Genomic DNA, 26,626 nt, shown 5'->3' on the forward strand with positions numbered 1-26,626 from the left:
AAAAGATTGCCAAAATTGACCACCACGAGAGATCCAGTCACCGCCTAATGGGTTAGTCATCTGACGGGTTGATCATCGCCAGGATAATTGCCAAAGTAAAAGTGAGCCACCTAAAGCAAATCGATACTCTTTTTTCAACAGAGCGTTTTTGGGTCGTATCATTTTTCGACGTGGCATCTTTTGAGGTGGCATCTTTTGAGGTGGCATCTTTTGAGGTGGCACAACATAGCCAAGCAACAAGTTAGCACTCAGGTCCAGTTGACTTGCCTTCGATCAGCTAACCTTATGGTAAGGGCCACATTTTGAATTAAGGACGGCGTCGCAATTCGTGATCACCCCGCTAAATCGATGAAAACTTCAACGCTATAGAACCTACCTGTTTAAAAACGAGATATTCACCTTCGTGTACAACCACAAAGCTTCATGGGTCATATAAATGAGATCCCTAGGATTGCTTGGCACCTTTGATAATCAGCTAATAGCAGCAATCATCTACTTCAAAATCCACATCGACTAGGGTGGTTTGAAACTGACTCCAAGCAAAGAAACTTTCGTGAAAATCTCCTCTTTAATCCCATCGCTTGTCAAGCTAATCGATTCCATCCAACGAAAAAACAAAGTCGCTTCATTTATGGTTGCGGTGTATATAAAATCCTCGAGAGATCGAGTCTCTTCGATGGCTGCGCTCTTTGCCTATTATGCCCTCTTTGCGATTATCCCACTATTAATCCTTCTTGTGGGCCTCTTGGGGATCTTTACGACCCACAACAGTTCCCTCAAAGAAACGGTCCTAAATTCAGCTTTAGCGAACTTCCCAATCATTGGCGCCCAGATTAAATCCAACATTCACGTACTGGTGATTGGAACTATCAGCTCGATCGTCTCGGTCGTAACATTAGCCTCAGCTACGAAAGGGCTATCCTCCATCGCCATGCGATCAATGCAGGACATCTGGTACGTGGTACCAGCCGAGCGCGGAGGCTTTGCACCCCAACTTGGCAGAAAGATCCTATGGAGCTTAGTGATTGGAATTGGATCAATAGCATCGACAACCCTAGCTGCTTATTCATCAAGATTCTTGATAATTTCAATCCTCATCGCCGCCCTAATCAACATAGCAATGTTCATCTTGGCTACAAATATCTGCTTACCTAAGTCGATTGGCATTCGTAAGATCTGGCGCGGTGCTGTTGCAGGAGCAATCGTCTGGCAGATCCTTCAGTTCTTTGGCTCTTCGATCGTCTCTCATCAACTCTCAAAGGCAAGCGCTCTATATGGCTTCTTTGGGATCGTAATCGGGCTTTTAACATGGGTTTATCTGATCAGCTACGTCACGTTAATCACTGCACAGATCGACGTCGTATTTGAGCTCAAACTTTGGCCAAGATCGTTGGATCGATCTAACCCAACCACAGCCGACCTAGCTGCTCAAAAGCTACAAAACAAGGCAAATGTCATCTACACAAACCAAACCTTAGAGTCGACACCCGCACCAAAATCTATAAATGGGAGATGAAAAACCAACGGCCCTACCATGCGCCCGTTACAAACTTTCAATTCACCCAACCGTTCAGAGTCGAACCCGGAACTACTACAAATCCACATACGACAACAGAGCTATCTCCTGCCACCCAGATCAAAGAAGGTTACCACTTCGATAACCACGACAACCTCGACAGTTCGCCGCTCACCAAAGTTTAAACCCAATTAGTCAAAATCCAATTAATCGTGCCCTCGGTTGGCACTTCGTCACCCAGGGCATCGCCTTGAATGAAACGGCGCTCACGAGCGTACCGTGGGCCTCGCCACGACACCATCACAGACAGGCAACACCTCTGCTAAAGCAACACTTGGGTCTATAAAAGAATCCAATAAGGTACTGACGTAGAGAGGTACCTGCCTAGATTTTCGAAAATCAAATGACATCGACCGACGTGTTAGTCCCACACGGCAATAAAAGCACACTTATGGTCGAACTAGGACTGGAGGTTCTTGAGGGAATACGAGCGCTACAGATGGCTTTCGCTGCGCTTCTTCTGGATTACTAGCAACCTGAATCGCCACGCGGGTTGCGAAGTCAACTTTCAAATCATAAACTTAAGGATACGTTTCTTGGTACTGTTCTAAGAGAAAGTCGCGAGTCCCAGAGGGCCAGCCCGAGGATGCCAAGTGGTATCGTCTAGGACGGGAGCCGGGACCCGCGCATTTATTGAATCAAATTCGCGCCAAAGTAAATAGCTTTCCCTGCCACTCCTCCTTATTGGAGTCGGTCGAAATAGCCCTTAAGTACTCAGAAAAAACTCGTACAATCCCACAAACTGCTCCAACCAACCGAAATAATGGATCCTTCTTTGCGTGTCAGCCATAGGTAAGCTATCCAGAATCGTAAAGATTGTTTAGCCCATCAAGAATCGTTACCCCGTCGCGTCCATCCTCTCCTTGGCCTCGACTCTCCTTCCACAGCTTCGCAATCCTTCATGGAAGATTGCCGGAGCAATCGTGGTAAATCCGCTGGATCGCGCCACAATAAGAGGACGCCGTCCATTAGCGATTCCAGGAGTTCAAAACCGGGTCAGGTGATCTATATCAACGATGCACCAAGGCAACTGAATCTAACCAAAATTGAGAGTTGCATTTGGCATCTCTCAATTTCCACCAAATCTACCTTAGTACTTCGTTACAATTAAAAGCTGAGTGGAGCCACTGGCTCAGACGTGTTAGGGCCATTGTGGTCAAGCGTATCCAAATAAGCCTCGAAAGAAATTGCAAGTGATCAAGTCCATCTGCGCCTGGTAGTGGTAGCGGTAATAGCATCGCCCACAAGAAACCTCACGACTTCAAGAAAACTTGCCGAACAGTACCTGCTAGCTGGCTAAACGGCAGATTCTCATTTGTTATCACAAATTGACGCTGTCGTTTGGACCGGCCATCGCATCGCAGAAAAGGGAGTTAATCACACTATTACCAGGAATAAAAAGTAGTTAGAATCAGCAGGCAGAAGTCCGCTATCAGGGTATGTCAATTCAGAAAAGATCAATCATCATATATAGTTCGCTATATCAAACCGACAAAACCACGTTGTCTGGCTGACTCAAAGAGTAATAGTGTTGCTGCCATCGAAGCATTCAGAGACTCGAGACTAGGGGCGGTTGGAATTCGAACCATCTTATCGCAGCGGTCCTCAACCTCTTTGGTAATTCCAAAGGCCTCGTTGCCAATTACAATCGCTACATTTGCAGAGAGTTGTGCATCAACATATGAAAGTTGCGAGCCAAGGCTAGTCCCGTAGATCTCATATCCTCGATTGGAAATCTCCGCCAAAGTGTCGTCTTTATCAACGGCAACGGTGACGTCCACAAAAAATATGGAACCAACAGAAGAACGAACAACCTTGGGGTTATAAGGGTCGACACAACCTGGGAGAAAGACGATCTCACGGATACCCGAGGCATGCGCTGATCTAATTATGGTACCTGCGTTGCCAGGGTCTCGAATCTCATCTAACACAAGTATTGGCAATGTGGTACTAGATGATGGAGTTCGCCTGGTCTCCATTGGAGCCACCGCAACGACAGGTTGGGCATTCGAGAGATCCAATATCGCCTCTAGGAGACCGCTCTCAACTTCAAAGACGGAGATCCCTCGCTCAAAAGAGTCGGTAATCAAAGGAAAATGGCTCTGATTTAGATCGCAGGAGTAATAGACACCCTCTAGATCGATTCCCGATCGAAGTGCTGCCTCAAGGCAATTAGGGCCCTCAAGGACAAATGCTCTCTCAGAAAGACGGAAGCTGGCCTTGGAGACCAGCTTCCTCAATCTCTTTATACGTTCGCTTCGCCCGCTCAAACGCATGGCTTACCCAAACGACCTAGTCGTCAGAGAAACCAAAACGAAATAAGACGAAAGGCAATAGTAAAGCAACTGTCTCTAAGCTTCTTTAGCGGCTAAGGCTTCTTTGGCTACACTAGCGATCTGGGCAAAGGTGTCGCCATCGGTGACAGCTAGCTCTGCGAGCACTCGCCTATCCAAATCAATCTCCGCTAACTTTAGCCCTGCGATCAACTGAGAGTAGCTGATGCCATTCAAACGCGCTGCTGCATTGATCCTTTGAATCCACAAGCGACGAAAATCACCCTTTCGCGCGCGACGGTCGCGATATGAGTACTGCAAAGCGTGCATGACTGCTTCGTTTGCTGACCTAAAACTCTTTGACCGATTACCGTAGTAACCTTTAGCGGACTCTAATACTGCTTTATGGTTTTTCTTGGCGTGAACGCCACGTTTTACTCGAGCCACTTGTCCTACCTTTCCTCAAAACTAATCGCACCTAACCATCAATGAAAGATGCACAAACCAAAATACGATCTATCGCATTCTCCTGTAAGACCTATAAAACCAAGATCTATAAATCCGCGACCGATAACCGGCTCTGTTAGAGACCTAGCATTCGACGGATTTGTCGAGCCTGGCCGCCAGTAACTTCAGCATCTTGTGCCAAGCGCCTTGTCCTTGTTGAGGACTTCTTCTCGAGCAAATGCGCTCGATAAGACTTGCGCCTTGTAATCTTTCCGGTAGAAGTCACTTTAAAGCGCTTCTTCGCACCGGTATCAGTCTTCATCTTTGGCATAACTATGCTCCCATCTCATTTATCTAAAAACTTCTCGTACCCTAGGCATTCGTCCACGGCAATCAAGTATCCAAAACTAAAAGTACCCCAACTGGTGCCAAGGCGAAACAGCGGCCGGTCAAAAAGAAAACACGACCTCTAGCAAAACACCAAAAGTAACTGCATCAACTTTAGCGCACCAAACAATAAACTTTTTTGGGCTTTAGGGACACAAATAACCATCGACCCGAGTCAAAGAATCAGGCAAGTATCAGCTTTTCAACATAGTCTTACCAGTAACCTTGGGACTGTCAGAATAGACAGTGCCTCTCGGCAATCCTAACTAAATATCACCATCGGCGATAATGTTAGGATGATCATCCCCGCTGTCGCTACGAGTAGCTACAGGTTTTACTGGTGACTTACGCTCGGGTGCTAAAACCAAAATCATGTTCTTCCCGTCAAGCTTCGCCGCAGCCTCAACCTTGGCGATTCCGGCGGTCTTCACTTCGATCTTATCGAGAATCGACTTACCGAGCTCTGGATGAAATACTTCTCGTCCTCTAAACATCACAGTAATTTTGACTTTATGGCCCTCACCTAGAAACTTGATAACCTGTCGGGTCTTAGTGTCAAAATCTCCGATGCCAATCTTTGGACGGTACTTCATCTCTTTTAGCTGCGAGCTTACCGACTTGCGCCTTGAATCTCTAGCCTTTTGAGCGCTATCAAACTTGAATTTGCCATAGTCCATTATTCGACAAACTGGAGGCATTGCATTAGGTGCCACCTCCACCAAGTCAAGGTCCATGGTCTTGGCAAGATCTATAGCCTCGGCCACAGATTTAATGCCTAGCTGATTTCCTTCTTGATCGACGAGTCGAACTTCTCGCGCGCGAATCCTCTCGTTTGTACGAGGTTCACCTGGTGTTGCAGTTGCTATCTAACATCACTCCCTAAGTATGAAAAATTCAAACCAAAATCGACATCACTAAAAAAGAGACACTCGATCGGTACTAAATTAAAAATTACAACAAATTGGCTCAATAAATCAAGCGAACTCTATGCCGAACTGAGTCGAGCCCGATGAAATAAGATTCATCAAGGCGGCAGCCGAAGCTAGCACTTGCAAAGAATAGTGCTATTAGTCTATCGGTAATGAGTACGCTTTGGACACCTGATGGTGAATACACCCCGAAAACAGAACAAAATGAAACCCCGGCGCCACAGCAGATGGGAGATTTGAAGAATGCCGAGGAAAAAAAGGACGAAACACAGGAGCTGGCAGATCAAATTAGAAAAGCCGATCCAGCGGTAATCGTGGCAAATCACTGCTATGGCCTCTTCGAACTTGCCGCAATACACCTTTCAGATCAGCCACCAAATCTAATTGGCGCATCTCTTGCCATTGACGCACTAGCTGGTATTGTAACCTCACTTGAAGGTAGACTTGGCGAATACGAGCCAGAACTAACTGATGCCCTAGCACAGCTTCGCCTAGCATTTATCCAGATGTCTTCGCTCCAGTAGCGATTCCACGGAGCTGCTAATACCTAATAGATCTGAGTTTCAGCAAAGCAATATGCTCACCTGAGACTCAGATCAAGACCATAGCCAAAATGACAAATTCGCCGATCCATAACAAATCCTGCCCTACAAACATTGGCCGAACCATAGATAGCACACTTGCATCCATTCACATAACATATAGAGAAAAAACAATCGGAATCCGCGCCTAAAAACTCTCGATAAATGGACATCAAAATTGGTATCAAGATAACCATGGCCGACCCCTGATTTCGCACAAGTACTCCACCACTAGAGATGGCCGCAAGAAATCGATGGCGTAGCCTAAGTTATAGCCAAAGTTACAGCCAAAAGACGAGCTGAAGCTTAAATCAAGTCGGCTTCGCCACTATGTCTACACGTCCAAGGATTGCACGCCACAGAACAATGGATGCCGTTGCAAATCTCCCATCCCCACAGGGGAACTTATCGTGAATTTAACGCCACACGGCTACAAGACGAGAGTTGTACCCCGCCCAAAATCAAAAAGCACCCATATAGGTAAATTCAGCCCAACAATGGAGCTAGGGATGAGGCGGCGACCGAAACCTTACCTTATCGTCAATCAAAAGAAGCACTACGGGATAATTTTAGAGAGCGGAAGCTCCAAGATGCCGGTAGCACCTGCGTCTACCAACATTGGAATCAAGGTGTTAATCCCCTTGCGCGGCACGACCGTCTCGACCGCAAAACCAGCGTGACCAAAGAGTTCTGCCACCGTAGGCGCCTTCATGGATGGAATTAGAGAAATTACCTTCTCGAGATCCGATCCACCCACATTCAGCTTGAGTAAGACTTGACCCCTTGCAGCAAGCGTTCCCGACAAGAGGGTATAGAGCTGATTCATCGCGTGCCTTTTAGCCGGATCAGCAGCAGCAATTGGATTAGCCAAAAGTTCAGTGTACGAGACCAAAACTGTATCGATAATACGCAGTCCTGCCGCGCGGATAGCCCTTCCGGTCTCAGTGATTTCTACCACAGCATCGGCTATATCTGGAATTTTAGCTTCAGTCGCTCCATAAGAAAGAAATACGTCTGCATCAATCCCTTTGTCCTCGAAATATCGTCGAGTCAAATTCGGGTACTCGGTAGTCACCCTGACGCCGTCTTTGAGATCTGAGACCGACTTGACTCCTGAAGATTCCGAAACTGCCAGCACAACTCGAATTGGATTAGTAGTGACCTTTGAGTATCTCAGCTCTCCAATACTCACCAACGTGCTCGAGGTCTCTTCAACCCAATCTCGACCGGTAATTCCTATGTCAAAGAGGCCATCGGCAACATAGGTTGGAATCTCCTGTGGTCGCAAGATTCGAACCTCATCGATCCTTGGGTCGTCGACGCTAGCTCGATAGTCCACCTCCGATGAACGCTCAACAACTAGATCAGCATCTCCAAATAGCTCCAGAGTCGCCTTCTCCAACGATCCCTTTGGAAGCACAACCTTTAGCATTCAAACCTCTACTTTATTCAAACTCATCGATAATAACCCTAGCCGTCAAGGATCTGACCAAGAGTAACCTTGAGCAATTGATTTGTGGATGTTTCGCCAATATCCAAAGAACTCAACCAAACCAACGATTCACCCTCTTTGAATGCAAACAAATACAAAGGTGATGGTCCATCAGGTAAGCCTCAAATGACTTTCACTTTATGACTTTGAACCAATGCCAGCCACAAAAGCAAGTCCCATGGCGATTCCTCTTCTCACCTCAGCACTTCGCATCGTTCTAAACAATTCCATAAATGTTGGAGAACGCTTAGATCCAAGGATCTCCGAAGTAGCCGAAAGACCACTTTGGAGGCCCCGGAGCAACTTCGGATCGAGTTGTCCTGCCAATCCTAAAAAACGAGCCAAATTTTCAATTCCTTGTCGAGTCGATGGATTATTCATCTTCTCCACAATCACACTTGTCGACTGCGGTCCATTCTCTAAAAGGGCATTCAACAACTCAGTGACCTTTGAGGTTGAGAGGTTCTCCACAAGACGTGCCAGCTCATCTTGAATCAATAGCTTTTCATCAAATTCTGGTTTGTAATTTTCAATCGCCTTGGCCATTGGATTATAACCCTCCATCTTTTCTGGGTTGCGAAGGCTCTACGTAGTCGCTTCGCTCCCATTTGCTTTCTACCAAAACTCCCATTTGGGGGTTCCTCACACCATTGCGAAAGTTATTTTTAGGAAGTGGAGACTTACCTTTAGCCGACAAAACCTCCATCTTGACCGCTAGCTCTTTGTATGCAGGGGTATGAGTAGCTCGATCTGTATGAGACGAGGTAAGTGCATTGATAGCGCTCTCATTACTTTGAGAATTCATGGGCAGGTAAACTTCACGCCCCTGAACCCGGTCACTAATCAAAACCGACACCTTTACCGCTCCACGGCGAGAGGTAAGTCGAACAACACTCCCATCGCTAAGATTTCGTTCTTTAGCCAGCTCGGGAGATACTTCCAAGAAAGTACCTGGAGTTCTAGATGAAATTCCCTGAGACTTATATGTCATATTCCCCTCATGAAAATGCTCCAGGAGGCGGCCATTGTTGACGTGTAAGTCGAATTCATCGTCAGTCACTTCGCTTGGTTCAATGAACTCGAGTGGATAGAGTTGAGCTTTTCCAGATGGAAAGGCAAAACCATCCAAAAACAAGACGGGGGTATCGCTTCCATCTGGTTTTACCGGCCACTGAAGCGATGAAAATCCTTCCAGCGCCCCATAGGTAACACCGACAAAGATTTCGGCACACCTAGATGCCTCGTCCATGATCTCCTCGGGCGAGCCATAGCTCCAATTGGCACCAAGCGCATTCCCAATTGAAGTTATAATCTTCCAGTCAGGGCGTGACTCACCCAATGGCTCTAACGCTTGATAAAGTCGCTGAATGCGACGCTCGGTATTTGTGAACGTTCCCTCTTTCTCTAGACTCGGACTCGCTGGCAGAATTACATCTGCAAATTGCGCAGTCTTGGAAAAGAAGATATCTTGCACAACAAAGAGCTCCAACTTCTCAAAGGCGCTCTGGACGTGGTTAATGTTAGCATCGACAAGACCCATATCTTCGCCGATCAAATATAGGGCCTTTAGGGAACCGCTATGGATGGCGTCCACCATCTCATGGTTATCGAGACCAGCCGTCTTTGGTAGATCGACGCCCCACTGTCGCTCCCACTTGGCCACTACAACAGGATCAGATAGTTTTTCATAGCCTGGCATCATCGCTGGCATCGATCCAAAATCAGAGGCACCTTGAACGTTGTTATGTCCACGCAATGGATAGGAACCACACCCTGGTTTTCCATAGTTTCCAGTGATCAAAAGTAAGTTAGAGATCGCCGTAGAGGTATCTGAGCCCCCATTATGTTGGGTAACGCCCATTGCCCAACAGATTACGACGCCCTTGGCGCTGACGATCTCATTAGCCACTTCTATGAGTGTCTCTTTTGAGATTCCAGTAATATTTGAGGTTGTCTCTAGATCAAAAGGCTCAAGGCTAGCGATATAGTTCTCTAGGTTTTCAACCTTTGACGTAAGGAACTCCTGATCAGCTAAGTTATTTTCATAAATATACCTAGTGACCCCACTGAGCCAAACCAAATCGGTTCCTGGTTTTGGATGAAGGAAGATATCTGCACGCTCGGCCATCTCATGACGACGAAGATCCGCGACTATCAACCGCTGACCCTTGAGCTTATGTGAACGTTTTATTCGCGTCGCGATCACCGGGTGGCTCTCTGCTGTATTTGAACCAATGATTATCACCAGCCCCGCGGCCTCTATATCGGTCACCGAACCAGAGTCGCCTCCGATTCCAACCGTTCTCCAGAGTCCCATCGTCGCTGGACTCTGGCAGTATCTAGAGCAATTGTCAATGTTATTGGTCCCAACAACCGCACGAGCCAACTTTTGCATGAGGTAACTCTCTTCGTTGGTGCACTTTGAAGAAGAGATGAAGCCCAATGCGTCGGCTCCGGCTTCACCTTTTATCTCTCTCATGCGTCGGGCTATATAGGATATAGCCTCATCCCAACTCGTTTCACGAAAACCCTCGCCATCTCGAATCAACGGAGTAGTAAGTCGTTCCTTGGAATTTATGTAGTCCCATCCAAATTTACCTTTTACGCAGGTAGATACGGCATTTGTCGGACCATCGCTCGGTTCCACTTTTAGGATCTTGCGACCTTTGGTCCATACCTCAAAGCTACAGCCGACTCCACAATAGGTACATACGGTCTTGGTCTTTTTGATCTGCGACCCTCGAAGCCGAGATTCCATCTCCGAGATAGCCATAACCGACTGAATTCCAGTAGCTGGTTCGGCTGCTTTTGTAAGTGCGATCATTGGGGTAGTCAACGAAGAAGGTAGGCCAGAAAGAAACCCGGCTTCACCAAGCATCGACTTTTCTATCAATGCATTACATGGACAAACCGTAACGCAGTGACCACATCCTACGCAGCTAGATTCACCGGCCAATACACCATCGTCCCATATGACACGTGGCCGTTCCAAACTCCAATCGATCGAGAGGGTCTCGTTGACCTGGAGATCCTGACAAGCCTCTACGCAGCGACCACAGAGGATACACTGGCTTGGATCATATCGATAAAAGGGATGAGAAGCGTCGATCTCATATGGCTTAGCTTCAAATTCATACTTTGGGTGCTTAATCCCAGAAGCCGATATCGTGTTATGGATTACGCAATTGCCGTTATTGTTCTCACATAAGGTGCAGTAGAGGTCGTGATTATGCAAAACACGAGAGATTGCTTCTATTTGAGCCGCCTTAGCACTTGGAGAATCACTCAACACGGCCATGGCGTGGCTAACTCGGGAATCGCATGCTCGTACAAGCTTTGAATCAACCTCAACAAAACATGTATCACATGTCCGAATTGGACCCAACACTTCGTTGTAACAGATCTGAGGCAACGTCTGCTTGTAACGATTGACTACATCAATTAGCAACTCACCAACTCGACAGGTCGCCTCAATACCATTTATCGTAATCGAAATCTCTTGACCATATTCCATAGTAGCCAAGCCTACATCTATAAATTTACGATTACTGAGTCAATAGGGAGCCAAAATTCCAGATGGGCACCAAAAATCATTTCGGCTAATGGCGATAACTGGCCGGCTATCTGACAATCCATACAGTCCAGTGACCCAAAGGTCGCCAAAGCCAAATCTCACGACCTCTACAGAGTCCAAATTACCGTCTAGAGCTACCGAAGGTTGCTTAGAAATAAGTAGCTTTGACCCGAAATGACGTATCACCTAATTGCGAAGCGTTGCTCGGCACCACAATACTAAATCTATATCTATCTCAGGTAAACGACACCCTGGTCACATCTTGTACAAGGGGTGCGACAGAAATTGCCATACAACTGGGCAATCTAATCGCAGGGCAACGAGATGTTTCGACACCCACCTCTTTGCGCCTACAAGCGACAACAACGGCGGACCGAAACCCACCTGATACAAGTTGTCGAGTCAAGTGAGCTGCGATCGTCCTATATTCAACTAACAACTAAGTCAAGAAATCTGACCAAACAGTGGCGTCTTTGGTATCTATAGTTAGAAGGTTATTTCGTCGATCCATCCGTCTGGCCACACCGAACACCTCCATTTACTAGGGTGTAGCCAAGGAGGTTTTAATAAATGCAAGAAGCGAAGATTCTCACTGTATCAGATGGAGTAGCGAGCGGAGCCAGACAAGATCTATCGGGGCTAGCAATTGAAGAACTCCTAATCAATAACGACTTCGTAGTTATCGAGCGACGCGTCTGTGAAGATGGAAGAGACGTTGTAGCTTCGAACCTGTTGGAGCTAGCAAAAGACTTTCATGGCCTCATTGTAACCACCGGTGGCACTGGATTTAGCAAACGAGACCAGACTCCCGAGGGTACGGCTCTCGTAATCGAACGGGAAGCACCAGGCTTTAGCGAATATATGCGCGCAGCTAACCCCTTGGGGATGCTCTCACGAGGAAAATCAGGGATTTATCGATCGAGCCTCATTTTAAATACACCGGGCTCCCCAAAGGGTGCGACCGAAAACCTTCAAGCCGTGATCGATCATCTAGGACATGCTCTAGCACTTTTGGAGGACCCTGCGAATCCTCACCCAACTAAACCATGAGCCAAGACGACACTAACAGCTGGAGCGACAAAGACGACCAAATGATGCGTCTTGCCATCGCAGCCTCTTGCGATTCTCGAATCATTGCCCGACCAAATCCATGGGTGGGAGCGATAATACAAACTTACGACAATGAAATTGTAAGCGGGTCGACTCAAGCACCTGGCGATCGCCATGGCGAGATTGTGGCGCTGGACAAACTGGGTGATAGAGCCCGATCTGGAACCCTTTGGGTAACACTAGAGCCATGCTCACACCATGGTAAGACTCCCCCGTGCGTCGAGCGAATCATCTCATCAGGAATAGAACGAGTCGTGGTCGGAATAATCGACCCTGATCCAAGAGTTGCTGGAAGTGGAATAAAGATCCTTCGTGAAGCCGGGATTGAAGTTTGCGTCGGTGTCCGCGCTAAAGAGGTCGCAATGGATCTAGTTGGATATCTAATCTCTAGGAAGTTGGGACGCCCAATGACATTGGTCAAGTTGGCATCTACCTTAGATGGATACATCGCCGCAAGTGACGGAACCTCCAAATGGATCACCAACGAGGAATCCCGTCTGGCAGTGCAAGAACTTCGGGCCGACAGCGACGTGATAATCGCTGGATCTGGAACCCTTAAAATCGACGACCCATCTCTCACAGTTCGATTAGAAAATCGACGCTCGCCCCTACGAGTAGTACTCGGAGCGATCCCACCAAATGCGAAAGTCCATCCCGCTAGGTCATTTAGTGGTGATATCAAAGATCTACTTAGCGAACTAGGCAAAGAAGGCAACCTCATGGCAATGATAGAGGGAGGCGCACACGTAGCAAATCAATTTCTCAATCAGCACCTGATCGACAGATTACACATCTTCTATGCCCCTAAAGTTTTAGGAGGTGGGCAAGGTCTGCGACTCTTCGAGGGCCAAGGTGCGCTAACGATGGCCATGGCCTATGAGTTTGATCACCTCGATACTAGAACTCATAGGGGTGACATAGAGGTAATTGTCCAATCAAAAGAGACCACGAAGCTCATCCAAGAAGTCGTAACAGCTTCAACGAACCACTAAGACAGTAATCCGCTTTGATTCGTCAATCACTATGGGAAAATCCAGAAATTAAATTTCGCCGATCAGAAAGTCTTAAAGCCCACTAAATGATAACCAAGCCAGTGCAACTTATATCTGTCCAAGTCTCTCACCACAACAATCAAGCCTTAGATTTCTTGGTTGACTCCTAAAGTTGCCTTGGTGAGACTATTGCCAAAGAATGCAACGACACCTTGATTTGTCGTTGAGCCAAAAAGCGCTTTCCTCAGTCCCTGGCAACTAGTCTCTTGCAGCTGTTCTCGATCTCTTGCAGCTGTTCTCGATCTCTTGCAGCCTTTCTCGATCTCTTGCAGCTGTTCTCGATCTCTTGCAGCTGTTCTCAATCTCTTGCTAAAGACTCTTACAAAAAATAGAAGTCCATCAGCGTCAGCTTTGGATCTGGTCCATCACCGAGCGCATCTCAAGAGCCGCCATCGCTGCATCAAATCCCTTATTTCCGGCCTTAGTTCCCGCCCGCTCAAGAGCTTGTTCAATACTATCCGTTGTAAGAACACCCATAATCACTGGGACTTCACTCTCAAGCGAGGCGTTCAATATACCTGAGGCCATGGAGGAGACGACAACGTCGTAGTGGCTCGTAGCTCCACGAATCACTGCACCAAGGCAGATAATTGCTCCGTAGCGACCGCTCTTAGCCCCCACCTTTGCCAGCAAAGGCAACTCCGCTGCTCCGGGTGCATAGGCCAGGTCAATATTGGCTTCATCCATTCCATGACGAACCAAGCAACGCTTGGCGCCCTCAACCAATGGATCCACAACCAGCTCGTTGAAGCGAGACGCCACAATCAACACTCGCCACTTCGGAGGTTCATATGTACCTAAATAAACAGCTCCCATTCGAGCTTCCTTTCACCTTGTGGACTATTCATCCAAATTATGACAGATGACCGCAGTTATGGAGTCATCGAAATTCATTGTGCTGTCAATTTTGCTCGATTAATTTTGCTCCATCAAGGGTCAAAGTCAACTGTCAAAGCGCTCAAAAAACCATTTTGCACAGGCTAGCTTTGACCCAAAACGCTTTGGCCTAAAACGTCACGACCCAAAAATGCTGCGACCACTCTCGCAGAATTGAGTCGATCATATACCTTCGATCAGGTGACCCATGCGACTCTTCTTAGTCCGAAGATATTCAATATTTGACGGATTAGGAGAGGTCGTTAGTGCAACTCTATCGACGATGTCAAGGCCAAAACCGGCCAAACCTCCGTATTTGGCGGGATTATTAGTGAGCAGCCGCATCTTTCCGACGCCAAGATCCACCAATATCTGAGCTCCAATGCCATATTCTCGCGAATCAACTGGAAGTCCAAGCTCCAGATTGGCATCAACGGTATCGAAGCCCTCATCTTGTAGAGAATAAGCACGAATCTTATGCGCGATTCCAATTCCGCGCCCCTCGTGGCCCCTCAAGTAAACAATTACCCCTGATCCCGCCTTTGCGACCATCTCAAGAGCACTATCGAGCTGCGGACCACAGTCGCATCTCATCGAGCCAAAGACATCCCCTGTGAGACATTCCGAATGAACACGCACGAGAGTTGCTACATCTGGATCGATCTCACCCATCGTAAGGGCAAAGTGGCTTTCGCCATCGAGCAGTGATTCAAAGACATATCCGACAAAATCACCGTATTTTGTCGGGATCTTAGCCGACGCACCATCGACCCGACGAACTAATTTTTCGTTTTTTCGCCTATACCGAACAAGATCTGCAATAGAGATCATTACAAGGCCGTGCTTTGTCGAAAAGGACTCCAGCTCATCAAAACGTGCCATTGCCGATTTATCACTGGTGACAATTTCACAGAGAATACCAGAAGGAGCAAGTCCTGCCAAAATCGCCAAATCGACAGCCGCCTCAGTGTGACCTTGACGCTTGAGAACCCCACCTTGGCGATATCGTAGCGGCAGCACATGGCCAGGTCGAGCCAGGTCCCTCGGCTTTGTTAGAGGATTTACCAACGCCTGAATAGTTGCTGCTCGATCAGAAGAAGATATGCCAGTTGTGGTTCCGTGCACCGCATCCACGGTAACGGTAAAGGCAGTTCTTTGAGATTCCGTGTTCTCATGAACCATCAGAGGAAGGTCTAGCTCGTCGAGGCGCTTACCGATCATCGAGGCACAGATTAGACCTGAGGTATGTTCTAGGTAAAAGCTTATCGCTTCGCTGGTAACGAATTGGGAGGCCATAATGAGGTCGCCCTCATTCTCACGATCCTCATCGTCGACCACCACCACCATCTCTCCACGTGCGATGGCTTTAATAGCCTCTTCAATTGCAGCTAACGGCACAACAAAACCTCAATTACGAAAAAATAAACTTGGCACAAGCCAAATACAATCGGCAAAGCTATCTAACTGCCGAAAACTGCGCGCTGGCAATTCGAGATACGTGCTTAGCCAAAACATCAAATTCTATGTTGACAAGATCGCCCGGCGCTCGATCTCCAAGAGTTGTGACTAAAAGAGTGTGAGGGATCAAAGCTACCTCAACCCAATCCTCGCCATTTCCAGCAACGGTCAAAGATACCCCGTCGATAGCGATAGACCCCTTTTCGACGACGTAGAGGGCGTCGCTTGGTGAGATTTCAATGCGAAATCTCTCGCCAGCGCTTAGCACCTTGGCGGTTGAATCAATGTGACCTAAAACAAAGTGGCCACCAATTGAATCGCTGGCGAGCATGGCAGCTTCTAGGTTTACCCTTGTCTCCAAGGTGTAGGTCAGTACCTTTGTCCTAGATTGAGTCTCGCAAACAACATCGGTGCTAAAGGTCTCATCACTGAAATCCACCACAGTCAAACAACAACCATCCACCGAAATCGATTCACCAATTTCAAAGCCTTTGCCTCGGTTGAGCCATTGAAAGATATATCTTGAAGAATCTATTCCAACCACAGAGCCAATACTTTGGACTAAACCGGTAAACATTAAATCATCAACTCCAATGATTGATAGCTGCTACTGAAATGATAACTTCTTAGAGCCGACTCTAACTCCACGCAACCAATCAGACGCAGTCATCACCCTTCGCCCCTCAGGCTGCACCTCTAACAAAAGTAGGCCACCTGGATTACAGATTACGATATCATCAACTATCGTTCCCGGATCATCATCATCGAGCGCATCGATCTCTATAGGCCGCGCTGAAATGATCTTGACGCGCTTATCCTTTAGCGTCGTCCAGGCCTCACCCAATCTAACGATCTTGAAATTAGCCTCAGAATCCAAGTTGAAGTCGCAATGGAGGTCGTCAGAGGTAATCTTCTTAGCGTAAGTCACTTCACCATTCTGCGTAACTCTTTGTGAGAAACCCTCGCTACCCTTAGAAAGATGATCGACCAATAGCTCGGCGCCTATCTCGGTAAGTGTCTCTCTTAGCTCTTGAGAGGTCTCATCACCCGATAGAATCAACTCCGACTGGGCAAAGATATCACCTTCATCAAGGCCAGGGCCGATCTCCATTAGGCACACCCCTACCTTTTCATCTCCGGCAAGAATTGCCCGCTCGATCGGAGCGGCACCTCTCCACCTTGGTAGCAGCGAAAAATGTATGTTGACAAAAGGAGCAAGCTCCAGAATCTCATCACTAAGGATCTTTCCAAAGGCAACCACCACTCCAAGGTCGAAGTCAAAATCAACCAACTCCACCGGATCATAAAGAACTTTGATGCCATGGACAAGTGCAACTTCTTCAACGAGCGTGGGCGAGATCGCCTTTCCTCTGCCGCGTCGAGCTGGTGGATTAGTGACTACACAAACCGGCGTCATATCCGATTCGATAAGGTGCTCTAAGACGCTTGCGGCCTCTTGGGGTGAACCCATAAAGACAATCTTTGGATTACTAGAAAGGCTACTGAACTCATTTTTATTTGCCACTATTTCATACTTTCGAGTGCGAGCTTACGAAGTTCCTTCTTCGAAGCCTTTAATTGATCAGGATCTAACCGTTCAACAAGCAATACACCGTTTAGGTGATCAAGTTCGTGTTGAAATACGCGACCTAATAAGTTGTCCCCTTCTATAGATACGGGATCTCCGTTTAGGTCGATCCCTTCCAAATGAACCACTTTGGGACGAGTAATCGGCCAGAACAACCCGGGCACACTAAGGCACCCTTCCTCGTAGGTCCATTCGCCGGAGGTCTCGGTGATTACGGGATTTAGAACAACCCTAGAACCATCGCCAATGTCATAGACAAAGATGCTTTTGGATATACCTATTTGGTTCGCAGCCAACCCTACACCGGGTGCGATGCGCATTACCTCGATCATCTCTTCGCAAAGGCGTGCAATCGAACCGTCGATAGTGTCGACCGCCTTAGTTCGTTGACGTAAAACTGGATCACCATAGGTACGAATCGGAAGTTTAGACACAACTTACATCCTAGTCCGCTTCGTGTCGCTATTGAAACCAACCGACCTTCGCGTTCTTCAAAGTTCAACGATTATAACCGAGCTGATGCTTTCAAAAGGTTACAAACATCTCCTTTGAAGCTCACGGCCAATGCTATTGTACAAAACACCCCACAAAGTGAGGTTTGAGAAACGCTCGATAAAACACTGCCTCTTGGACTTACCGACTAGTCAAACCAAAGTAAGGCAGCTGCCCCATTTCGCTAAATTAGGGCCACTTTAACTTCAGCCAATATAGACCATCGGCAAAGAGTAAGATCATGGAGGAAGTTGAGTTCTCGTTTTGTATATAACCGAGAAAACTAATGACACGCACCTAAACACAAACCTAAACAAGACAAACCCCAAGAACGATAATCCACTGACCATCCAAACCAAAGATAGGAATCTTCTATTTGAGGCGAACTATTCAAAAAGGATGAAAAAAATGATGAAAGGAGCCAACGGAATTGGAAAACTTGGCAAATGCACGTCGCTTTTATAAGGCATATGAGTTAGCGCATGCTGGCATATACTTCTATGACCCGGCCCACCAATACTACAAACAAGCTGGCGTCTCGTCCCGCTTTATGGGCTATTTCGCCTCACGGGTGGCAGGTATGGGAGCGGTAACAGCCCCTGTGGTCACTTCTAGCTTCTACTCATTTTCGCCTTCAGCGATAGAAAATTTCATACCCCTAGCTTGGTCTCTAACAACCCCAGGGGCCATGATCGAGGCGAGACTCAAAGCAGCAGGCGAGATGCTCGCCGTTCCATGTCAAAGCCTTGGAGACGAAGTTGATTATTTGATTGAGAAACTTGAACCAATTTCCAAGACGTTGCCCCTCTACGGTCGACCACTATTTGCCGGTCACCTATCCATAGAATTAAGCTCCGATCGACCAACGCGGCTATGGCAGCTGATCACTCTATTTCGTGAACACCGAGGCGACAACCATATTAACTGCCTCGTGCGTGCACAGATAAGTGGAATTGAAGCAAATTATCTCCACTTCCTAGATGGGAGAATCCCTAGAGAATTTCTCACCAGATCGCGAGGATTTAGCGATCAAGAGTGGGATGACGCTCTCCAAGTGCTAATCACTAGAGGTCTTGTCGCTAAAGACGGTCAATCACTCACCACCGAGGGGAAATCTCTGAAGGCATCTATTGAAGACGAGACCGACGCACTCTCAAACCAAGGGCCTGCCCAACTCGCAGACGATACCGAAAGGGTCATCGAAACTCTTCAAAAGCTATCGAAGTTAGTCAAAGAGACCCACTCACTTCCGATTTAGAAGATACATCTTCCCGAGGCGACCTTCCCAAGTGTCAAAGCTTTAGGAAGGTCGCCCGCATCCATAAAACCAAACAGATTCGAATTCAGACAAACAAGAGCGCGCTAACATACCATTCGAAAGCCAATATGGCATTATCTCACCATTTCAAAAGCACTAGTTCATGCATTTCTGCGTAATTTAGCTCTGTCTTATTGAGATTTAACTCTGTCTTATTGAGATTTAGCTCTGTCTTATTGAGATAGGTCTATGCCTCATATGTCAAAGCGCGCATCGCCACCTACGGTCCTGTCGTGTTTCGACTTGAGAACCAAAAATCAGGTGACACGCAGCCTTATCTAAGTCAGGGTCGCTCGCATCCCTATCTCCCAAAAATTCTAAGTCGGCATTTGTCTAAGGTTATACCAGACTAGACCTATCGCCGAAAGATTAATGAAAAGTCACAAGGAGTCGTTCCTACAATCAAAGGCCACTAATTGAACCTCAAAGTTTTCGACACCTAAAATCAAATTTGCCGCAACCGTCAATTCGACCCCGCAGCAAGGCAAGCCAACTTTAAATCCTTCCAAAAACTCACGCACCTCTCGAAGATTCGCGACTGCTACCCAATTTCCTTTGATCGCCATAACGAGACACGTCACGGATTTAGACCTGTTGAAATTCGAGTTCGCCAAAATACCAATGAGAGCAACTATCCAGACTGCCACTGTCGCCATTATCAAAATCCGAAATCGAATCTACCTCGGGACGAATACGCTCCCAATGGCCTCACCCAGTCAAAATAAAGCCATTCCAACAAGAACAACCCACCACAAACGCTATTATAAAAAGTAACGATCACATAAAAAATGATCCGTAATCGATGCTTCGAATGCGTCTACATGGCTCATTCCAAAAATATTCAACCGAGCCCATCTAAATGAACAATCTCAATGAATCACGGATGCACCACTGGGTAAAAAGCACATAAAAGATCGGAGATCCTTTGACGGAGACCAAGAAAGGATCCTTTAGAGATTGCTCAACAACACCCAGCTAGAGAGTTGGAGCAAAAGAGTTGGAGCAAAAATCATGGGCATCGCCTTGCCTAAAAAGCCTCATCTGGGACGACTCACATGGGACGAATCGCCGAGGATCGCTTTTGTAGTCACCTGTTTAAAGTCGTCGCTTCTAAAAATCCTGTTCATCTCAATGATTCAATTTCACCATCCATATCAACCAGCGACACAGAGCACAACTTTACGACCTATCAAGACGATCAAAAAAGTAATTTCACCAAGAGGAATCTTTCAGATCTTTATTGCCTTGGGGCTATTGCCCCATACAGATACACCGCTCGCCATAGCGGTCTCGACAATTCGACAATTCGACAATTCGACAATTCGACAATGCCCTACAATGCAACAAAGCTCAATAATTCAATAACGCCTCGGAATAAGTAGTCAGTAAAGATAAATCTCGCAAGAGCCTCTCGTGCTTCAAAGCGGCTAAATCTCTCTTGGGTCCACGTGCAGGTGAACTTCATTGCGGTAAGGGCTAAGAGTCTCAATCAGGCCACTAAGGAGGTCATGGTCTAGTGCTTTTATGACGTAGCGATCCTCACCTAGGGAAATCATCTCGACATTTGAAAAACGGGGATCAGTATTTATCAAATCAAAGGTTGAAAGACTAAAGAGCGAAGCTCCATCACCATAAAAGGTAGCCAGTGCACAATATGGAGGTAAGTCTAACTCCTTGCGTTGATTTCGATCTAACTCCAAAAGAGACTTTGGTGACCTTGTTATTATCGAATTTAGAAGATCTGAGCCCAAATCTCTGCTTTGGATCAAGATCCGACTTTGAGATTCACCATTGGGCTCGAAGCCACTTTGAAAAAGAAGGCGAGCTGCCCTATACCAGTGGCCAAAGATTCGATTAGTCGAATGAAAGCTAGGCGTAGCAAAGAATTGGTCAAAGTCCACGAAGCCAACTCCCGACACTCGCTCGAGCCTCGTCAAAGCTCCCACGGTACCAACGACCACCTCTGCCGATTCAACTTCGATTGATGAGAAGTTCTTCTCATCTAAGAGCGGTACCTTTATAGAAAGTATCGATTCAAGTTCGTCTGCGATTCGGGTCGTACCAAATGAGACCGCTACAATTCTGGTCGATTTACAAAGGCCACAGGCTACTGGGGTAGGAAGACGGCACTTTGGACAAATCAGACCCCTGGGGAAAAGCTTCTCAAAATCGCTCTTTGCCTTCTCGGTTCGAAATTCATAGTGATGTAAAAAATTCGGCGTGTTCTTTCCCTCTTCGCTGTATGGTTCTCCCATGATCAACGGGGTGGAACACGCCTCACACAAAACGGTCTTCTTGCACTTTGTACACTTAAATCGATTGATCTTTCCCTTTCTATTATGAATCAAAAGAACTGGAGCCTTATCTCTTCCTACAACGCTCTCCCTAATCCGATTGATCCAATGTACAAGATCGCTATTGACAAGAACTCCTCCGTTCTCATTCAAATCCACCTCAGCGACCTTTGGCCAGCACTTGGAGTCGTTTCCCTTGGTTACGATCCGAGTTTGATGGGAATATTCCGGACTTGGATAGCCAGATATTGAAATCAGGTCACAACGCTCCAACTCGCCTCGCCGCTGAGCGATGACGGCACTCTCCCAGGTAGGCTCCGAGGAATTCTTGTGGCCGCTATCGGCAGGATCCACGACAACAATTGCTCCGAGATTACCAATTGGCGCGAAGACGCCAATACGACTCGATATTATACAGCTAGCGTCAACTCGCTGTGACCTGGCCTTTTTGGTATCGCCTCGCTCTAGAACGTAAGTAGATAGACCCATTTGACCAAGGCGCAAGTTACTTCTTTGCATCTCAAACTCATTACCAAAGAGAACGAGTACTCGTTTTTGCATAGAGATAGCCCGAATGCAGAGTTCAAAGATGGTATCCTCAACGCTTTCACATGGGCTAATTCGGATGTAGGTGGAACCCGGGGCGGCCTTTTTTTGAAGATCAGAGCCTTGTCTAGCTTCTAATGAGCCAGCTTCAAATGCGTCACCTTCTGACGCCTCAATTCCTGCATCTAGGCCCTGCCTGGAGGATCTCTTGGTGGTAGGATTAGTCAAATTCGCCCGCCCCATACCTTCGCCATCCCCTTGAAGTGAATACGGAGTTGAAGCGGCCGCACTTCGTGCATGTTTTAGAAAATGTACTAGATTCGACCCATAGCGCCACGCACCAAATCGACAGAGCTCATAGAGCTCTGTCGAGAGAGCATAATTATCTAGAAAATAGAGCTCTAAAACCTTATCGATTGCTACGGTGGGTCGATGAGGATATTCAACAACCCATCCTCTAGCACTTCTGTTGTTCAGCGGGGCTCGTACTGGAGTTCCCAGTCCGATCTTTCCTATCAACTCTTTGGGAACCGAATATGAAAATACTCGCTCCAAAGAGACAACGTCAAAACGAACCCCTACGAAATGACCAACATGGTCCAAACCCTCATCGAGTTCATGAGAATCACTGGGGAACTCTGAGATGGTATCAGTTGCCGAGGGCTCGCTTGAATTCATCAAGGTTACTTAGGATCTCCCATGTGAAGCCCTTGTCGTTACGGCCGAAATGGCCATAGGCTGCAGTCTTACGGTAGATAGGACGTCGTAGATCGAGATCACGAATGATCGCGGCCGGACGTAGATCAAAGGTCTCGCCAATTGCCTTGGTTATCGCATCTGGTGAGACCACTTCAGTACCGAAAGTTTCGACCATCAACGAGACCGGTCTTGCTACACCAATTGCATAGGCCACCTGGACCTCGCAGCGACTCGCAGCGCCACTGGCTACCACATGCTTTGCAACCCAACGAGCTGCATATGCGGCAGATCGATCGACTTTAGATGGATCCTTGCCTGAAAACGCACCGCCACCGTGACGGGCCGAGCCTCCATAGGTGTCAACTATAATCTTGCGCCCCGTTAAACCCGTGTCGGCATGTGGTCCGCCGATCTCAAAGCGACCGGTTGGATTTGCTAGAATCCTAAATCCCTTATGGTCAAGTCCTTCAGGAATCATAGGATTAATAACCGACTCTCGTAGGTCTGGTAGTAGAAGAGTCTCTAAATCGATTCCAGGCTGATGCTGAGTAGAGATCAAAACTGTATCGAGGCGAACAGGAACATTTCCTTCATATTCGATCGTTACTTGAGTCTTACCGTCAGGGCGTAGATATGGTAAAACACCCGCCCGACGTACCTCAGAGAGCCTTTGGGCCAATCTGTGCGCGAGCCAAATCGGAAGCGGCATCAAATCTGGCGTCTCATCACAGGCGTAACCAAACATCATCCCCTGATCTCCGGCCCCCAAAAGATCCAGTTCATCCGAGGTTGAACGAGAGCGAGTCTCAAGAGCGGTGGTAACACCCTGGGAGATATCAGCGCTTTGCTCGTCAATCGAGACTATTACACCACAGGTATTTCCATCAAAGCCATAGCTCTCAGAGGTGTACCCAATGTCACAGATCGTATTTCGGACTAGGTGGGGAATATCCACATAGCTAGAGGTCGAGATCTCGCCAGCCACGACGACCAAGCCAGTTGTCAGGAGGGTCTCACAAGCCACACGACCATTTGGATCCTGGGTCAAAATGGCATCCAGAACCGAATCGGAGATCTGATCGGCCATCTTGTCTGGGTGACCTTCGGTTACAGACTCCGATGTAAATGTATACCGCTTTGACATTTTATAAACTCCCATGTCCTTGATTAATAGTCTTCCCTAAGGAATCCGTGGGGCGAATCTGAAAACTCTTCCAACACAAATTACTAACGGTGTTGAACTATCCCCAAAGCTTAGTTTTTCAACGGGAACTTCAAATCAAGTATTTTCACCAATGATAAAAGAAGAGACTTTGCTATCTTGGACTTCTTGGCTAGATCGATACGCTCAGACGAGCCCTCCGAGCCTAAAATCCACACAGCGTTGGAGTCCGATCCAAAGCCACTTCCATCTTCAGTGACGTCGTTTACGACTATCAAATCGATCCCCTTCTTGGATAGCTTCTTCTTCCCATTTAAAAGAGCATCATTGGTCTCAGCTGCAAAGCCAACGGTTACACATTTAAGGTCGTTCGATTTTATGTAGCTAGAGGAGTCAGCCAAGATATCGGGATTCTCGATCAGTTCAATTTGAGGCGCACTAGCACCCTTTTTAATCTTAATTGAGGCAGGATTTTTCACCCGATAGTCCGCTACAGCAGCACACATGATGAGTCCGTCGCTCTCTGGCAAATGGGAAAGTATCTCTTGGTGCATCTCAAGCGCGCTCTCAACCCGAATCGTCTCAAAACCATCAACGCGAGCAAAGTCCACGGTAGATACAACCACACCTACAGCGCCAAGTAAAGCGGCTTCTGTGACGATTGCAATTCCCTGTTTGCCACTGGATCGATTGCCAATAAAGCGAACTGGATCGATCGCCTCTCTGGTGCCACCGAGACTTATCAAAAGGCGCCGGCCTTTCAGCGGCTGAGAATCTCCTGCCTCTTCCTCATCTCTCCGCTCCAACTCAGTTTGAATCGCTTCCATAATCTTATGCGTCGGGGCTAGCCGCCCAAAGCCAACGTCGCCACCCGCTAGTCGACCCGCCTCAGGATCCACTACGCAAAATCCCCGATCCCTGATCTTTTGAACATTCTCTATGACCCCTGGGTGGAACCACATCTCTGTGTGCATTGCCCCGCAAAGAACTATCGGCGCAGCGCTCGCAATCAATGTAGTAGTTAGCGCATCATCGGCGATAGCACCTGCAAACTTTCCAATGAGATTGGCAGTCGCAGGAGCAACAACTATTAGATCTGAATTCTGCCCTACCTTGGTGTGAGGAATTGGATCTCCTGAAGTCCACAGATCGGTCAACGGCTCGTGGGTACCCAAGGCGCGAAAGGTTGCAAGGCCGACAAATTGAAGCGCCGACTCGGTCAATATCGGAGTCACATAGGCGCCGGCATCAACGAGTGCTCTGCAAAGCTCAACTGCCTTATATGCAGCAATGCCACCCGAAACCCCCAGCGCTATATTCCTGCCTTTAATTAAATTCTTTTCCATTACCTTCGATGTTATCCAACTTGATCCCAACTACCTCGATGAGACGTAGGTTATGGTCCTACTTTGACGAGAGAACCCGAACCTTCAATAAGCAGATTATGAGTCAGACAGCCAGAAAAGGCAACGTCACCGGAAGAGAAAAAGAAGATGGAAAGCCGTTGCCGTCAATGACTTCGCATTTTCCTTGTTCGCATTTACCTCGTTCGCATTTACCTTGGTGGCTGTCACTTGCGAACAACCAACAAAGTAATCAGGGAACAAAGCAATCAGGGAACTAATTACGAAAAGAATAGATAACACCGATCAATATCTTAAGCCCCATCTTTAGCCGCGCCCAAGGATAAATAGAGCTCAACAAGTTGACCTCTCAAAAGACCTAGAAATATCTTGAGGGAGAAGGGAGAAGGGAGAAAGCACAAATAGGTACTGGGGAAGAATACAGAATCCCAGCTGTTCTGCCCATTCGAATGAAGCGAAAAAGCTACCGCATTGGGAATTCTTGGGCTGAAAGCTATTGGGCTGAAAGCTATTTGGCTAAAACTTTTGGGCTAAAACACCAAACAAGTCATGTAACTCAAAGTGGCTTTTGCAGAGCCGAAGTCAATAAATTCCAAACATACTTATCAAGTTTCGTAAGCAAGAGCCATTTTGGAATCAGATTCGCGGAGTAGCGGATGTGGAGACGCAAACACACATGTATTGAGAAGTCGCTCTACCAAGGACATTTCAAAGTGCCTTCGGTTGAATCGGTATGCGAATTCCTCGAGGTAAAGTTGCTTATGTTCCTCACGTCCGTGGTATGTTCCGTCGATAAATTTCTTGCAGTTCCCTATCAGGATGTTGAGCCATTTGAATGTTACATGTGCTTGTTCGTCTTTGGATAGAGTGATCGAATGCGCTAGTCCAAGGTCTTTCAGCACATACCCCGTAACTTGGGTTACCATCACTTATCAGCTTGGTATCGGAATCTAAACGTCTCACAAAAACATCTTTGAATGATTTAGCAGTGGTATCTTTGATTACTTCCATGAAGCAATGAGTAGGAGCACCATTGCTAATCGACACTCCAATTAGGACATTGGTTTGTTTTGTTCCCTTTCCTCTTTAGCCTTCGCCATGGCTCTCACCACCTAAAAAGAACTCATCTACCTGGACGTTTCCTCCAAGTTTATATAAACCATTTCGGTCAGCCATTGCTTTTCGTAGCTTATTTAGCATCAACCAGCCAGTCGAATAAGATACTTGAACGAATTTAGCAATGGTAGTAGCCGAAAGACCACGCTTGTCGTTGGACAATAGATAGATAGCGGAGAACCACTTGGATAAAGAGATATGGCTTCGATGGAAGATGGTTCCGGAGGTAACGCTAGTTTGACGGTGACAAGATTTACATTGAAAAAGTGGAGCTCGAGATGCTGCATTTCTT

26 protein-coding genes are annotated in these 26,626 nt (G+C 47.2%); 7 read left to right on the top strand and 19 right to left on the bottom strand.

Translation table 11 applies throughout. The features are described from left to right. Positions 1-631 precede the first annotated feature (631 nt). Both AXFE_RS12290 and AXFE_RS19420 read left to right on the top strand, forming a co-directional pair. Complete coding sequence (locus AXFE_RS12290; protein ID WP_152626070.1) at positions 632-1,516, top strand: YihY/virulence factor BrkB family protein; 885 nt, start codon at positions 632-634, stop codon at positions 1,514-1,516. Then, positions 1,513-1,701 (top strand): hypothetical protein, encoded by a 189-nt coding sequence (locus tag AXFE_RS19420; RefSeq protein WP_152626071.1) that lies wholly within the window; start codon positions 1,513-1,515, stop codon positions 1,699-1,701. Before AXFE_RS12290 ends, AXFE_RS19420 begins: the two co-directional genes overlap by 4 nt. A 1,353-nt stretch (positions 1,702-3,054) precedes the next feature. Here AXFE_RS19420 and AXFE_RS12295 read toward each other — a convergent pair. From AXFE_RS12295 to infC, 4 genes are all read right to left on the bottom strand, one after another. Next, positions 3,055-3,852, bottom strand: a complete 798-nt coding sequence (locus AXFE_RS12295) for a TrmH family RNA methyltransferase (RefSeq protein WP_052606258.1) — start codon at positions 3,850-3,852, stop codon at positions 3,055-3,057. Between the two features lie 75 nt (positions 3,853-3,927). Beyond that, positions 3,928-4,296: a 50S ribosomal protein L20 gene (rplT, locus tag AXFE_RS12300; protein ID WP_052606259.1), complete on the bottom strand. Its 369-nt coding sequence runs from the start codon at positions 4,294-4,296 to the stop codon at positions 3,928-3,930. A 136-nt stretch (positions 4,297-4,432) separates the two neighbouring features. Continuing rightward, positions 4,433-4,627 carry a 50S ribosomal protein L35 gene (rpmI, locus tag AXFE_RS12305; protein WP_052606260.1) on the bottom strand — a complete coding sequence of 65 codons (195 nt, stop codon included), beginning with the start codon at positions 4,625-4,627 and terminating at the stop codon, positions 4,433-4,435. Between the two features lie 322 nt (positions 4,628-4,949). Further along, on the bottom strand, positions 4,950-5,549 hold the full coding sequence (gene infC, locus AXFE_RS12310) for a translation initiation factor IF-3 (protein ID WP_082058721.1): 600 nt from the start codon (positions 5,547-5,549) through the stop codon (positions 4,950-4,952). 215 nt (positions 5,550-5,764) lie between these two features. Here infC and AXFE_RS12315 point away from each other — a divergent pair, with 215 nt between their 5' ends. Further along, positions 5,765-6,136 (top strand): hypothetical protein, encoded by a 372-nt coding sequence (locus tag AXFE_RS12315; protein ID WP_052606262.1) that lies wholly within the window; start codon positions 5,765-5,767, stop codon positions 6,134-6,136. A 613-nt stretch (positions 6,137-6,749) separates the two neighbouring features. On the opposite strand, the gene hisG is transcribed toward AXFE_RS12315, so the two are convergent. From hisG to fdhF, 3 genes are all read right to left on the bottom strand, one after another. After that, complete coding sequence (gene hisG / locus AXFE_RS12320; RefSeq protein ID WP_052606263.1) at positions 6,750-7,625, bottom strand: ATP phosphoribosyltransferase; 876 nt, start codon at positions 7,623-7,625, stop codon at positions 6,750-6,752. Positions 7,626-7,823: 198 nt separating this feature from the next. Beyond that, positions 7,824-8,231, bottom strand: a complete 408-nt coding sequence (locus AXFE_RS12325; RefSeq protein WP_052606264.1) for a DUF1641 domain-containing protein — start codon at positions 8,229-8,231, stop codon at positions 7,824-7,826. A 4-nt stretch (positions 8,232-8,235) separates the two neighbouring features. Continuing rightward, the gene (gene fdhF, locus AXFE_RS12330) at positions 8,236-11,199 is read right to left on the bottom strand and encodes a formate dehydrogenase subunit alpha (RefSeq protein ID WP_052606265.1); all 2,964 of its coding nucleotides are present in this window, start codon (positions 11,197-11,199) and stop codon (positions 8,236-8,238) included. Positions 11,200-11,829: 630 nt separating this feature from the next. Here fdhF and AXFE_RS12340 point away from each other — a divergent pair. Together AXFE_RS12340 and ribD are read left to right on the top strand one after the other, a co-directional pair. Next, complete coding sequence (locus AXFE_RS12340; protein WP_052606267.1) at positions 11,830-12,309, top strand: MogA/MoaB family molybdenum cofactor biosynthesis protein; 480 nt, start codon at positions 11,830-11,832, stop codon at positions 12,307-12,309. A 41-nt stretch (positions 12,310-12,350) separates the two neighbouring features. Continuing rightward, positions 12,351-13,361: a bifunctional diaminohydroxyphosphoribosylaminopyrimidine deaminase/5-amino-6-(5-phosphoribosylamino)uracil reductase RibD gene (gene ribD / locus AXFE_RS12345; protein ID WP_160291851.1), complete on the top strand. Its 1,011-nt coding sequence runs from the start codon at positions 12,351-12,353 to the stop codon at positions 13,359-13,361. Between the two features lie 405 nt (positions 13,362-13,766). Here the strand turns inward: ribD and ribH are convergent, their stop codons facing one another. The 5 genes from ribH to def form a co-directional block, all read right to left on the bottom strand. Further along, positions 13,767-14,237, bottom strand: coding sequence for a 6,7-dimethyl-8-ribityllumazine synthase (gene ribH / locus AXFE_RS12355; protein ID WP_052606270.1), 471 nt, complete (start codon positions 14,235-14,237; stop codon positions 13,767-13,769). Positions 14,238-14,480: 243 nt separating this feature from the next. Beyond that, positions 14,481-15,695: a bifunctional 3,4-dihydroxy-2-butanone-4-phosphate synthase/GTP cyclohydrolase II gene (locus tag AXFE_RS12360; protein WP_052606271.1), complete on the bottom strand. Its 1,215-nt coding sequence runs from the start codon at positions 15,693-15,695 to the stop codon at positions 14,481-14,483. Between the two features lie 58 nt (positions 15,696-15,753). Continuing rightward, a complete protein-coding gene (locus AXFE_RS12365; protein WP_052606272.1) occupies positions 15,754-16,332 on the bottom strand; it encodes a riboflavin synthase in 579 nt (192 codons plus the stop codon). Between the two features lie 30 nt (positions 16,333-16,362). Then, positions 16,363-17,280 carry a methionyl-tRNA formyltransferase gene (gene fmt, locus AXFE_RS12370; protein ID WP_052606273.1) on the bottom strand — a complete coding sequence of 306 codons (918 nt, stop codon included), beginning with the start codon at positions 17,278-17,280 and terminating at the stop codon, positions 16,363-16,365. Next, positions 17,280-17,777, bottom strand: coding sequence for a peptide deformylase (def, locus tag AXFE_RS12375; protein ID WP_052606274.1), 498 nt, complete (start codon positions 17,775-17,777; stop codon positions 17,280-17,282). The genes fmt and def overlap by 1 nt, the downstream gene beginning before the upstream one ends. Before the next feature lie 488 nt (positions 17,778-18,265). Here def and AXFE_RS12380 point away from each other — a divergent pair, with 488 nt between their 5' ends. Beyond that, positions 18,266-19,093: an SCO6745 family protein gene (locus AXFE_RS12380; protein WP_052606275.1), complete on the top strand. Its 828-nt coding sequence runs from the start codon at positions 18,266-18,268 to the stop codon at positions 19,091-19,093. A gap of 440 nt (positions 19,094-19,533) precedes the next feature. Here the strand turns inward: AXFE_RS12380 and AXFE_RS12385 are convergent, their stop codons facing one another. Continuing rightward, complete coding sequence (locus AXFE_RS12385) at positions 19,534-19,800, bottom strand: hypothetical protein (RefSeq protein ID WP_152626072.1); 267 nt, start codon at positions 19,798-19,800, stop codon at positions 19,534-19,536. Positions 19,801-20,208: 408 nt separating this feature from the next. Between AXFE_RS12385 and AXFE_RS12390 the strand changes: the two genes are divergently transcribed. Further along, a complete protein-coding gene (locus AXFE_RS12390) occupies positions 20,209-20,535 on the top strand; it encodes a hypothetical protein (protein WP_152626073.1) in 327 nt (108 codons plus the stop codon). A gap of 45 nt (positions 20,536-20,580) precedes the next feature. Here AXFE_RS12390 and AXFE_RS12395 read toward each other — a convergent pair whose 3' ends face one another. From AXFE_RS12395 to AXFE_RS21545, 6 genes are all read right to left on the bottom strand, one after another. Continuing rightward, the gene (locus AXFE_RS12395) at positions 20,581-22,671 is read right to left on the bottom strand and encodes a primosomal protein N' family DNA-binding protein (RefSeq protein WP_052606278.1); all 2,091 of its coding nucleotides are present in this window, start codon (positions 22,669-22,671) and stop codon (positions 20,581-20,583) included. Next, complete coding sequence (gene metK, locus AXFE_RS12400; protein ID WP_052606279.1) at positions 22,643-23,836, bottom strand: methionine adenosyltransferase; 1,194 nt, start codon at positions 23,834-23,836, stop codon at positions 22,643-22,645. Before metK ends, AXFE_RS12395 begins: the two co-directional genes overlap by 29 nt. 110 nt (positions 23,837-23,946) lie before the next feature. Further along, positions 23,947-25,200, bottom strand: a complete 1,254-nt coding sequence (coaBC, locus tag AXFE_RS12405) for a bifunctional phosphopantothenoylcysteine decarboxylase/phosphopantothenate--cysteine ligase CoaBC (RefSeq protein WP_052606280.1) — start codon at positions 25,198-25,200, stop codon at positions 23,947-23,949. A gap of 623 nt (positions 25,201-25,823) precedes the next feature. Beyond that, a complete protein-coding gene (locus AXFE_RS21535; RefSeq protein WP_249685680.1) occupies positions 25,824-26,090 on the bottom strand; it encodes a transposase in 267 nt (88 codons plus the stop codon). Next, positions 25,987-26,265 carry a hypothetical protein gene (locus AXFE_RS21540; RefSeq protein WP_407071679.1) on the bottom strand — a complete coding sequence of 93 codons (279 nt, stop codon included), beginning with the start codon at positions 26,263-26,265 and terminating at the stop codon, positions 25,987-25,989. The genes AXFE_RS21535 and AXFE_RS21540 overlap by 104 nt, the downstream gene beginning before the upstream one ends. A 39-nt stretch (positions 26,266-26,304) precedes the next feature. Further along, positions 26,305-26,626: IS1595 family transposase (locus AXFE_RS21545; RefSeq protein ID WP_407071687.1), on the bottom strand; the 322-nt coding region annotated here is incomplete at its 5' end.

The organism is Acidithrix ferrooxidans (assembly GCF_000949295.1).
GTDB classification, from domain to species: Bacteria; Actinomycetota; Acidimicrobiia; order Acidimicrobiales; family Acidimicrobiaceae; genus Acidithrix; species Acidithrix ferrooxidans.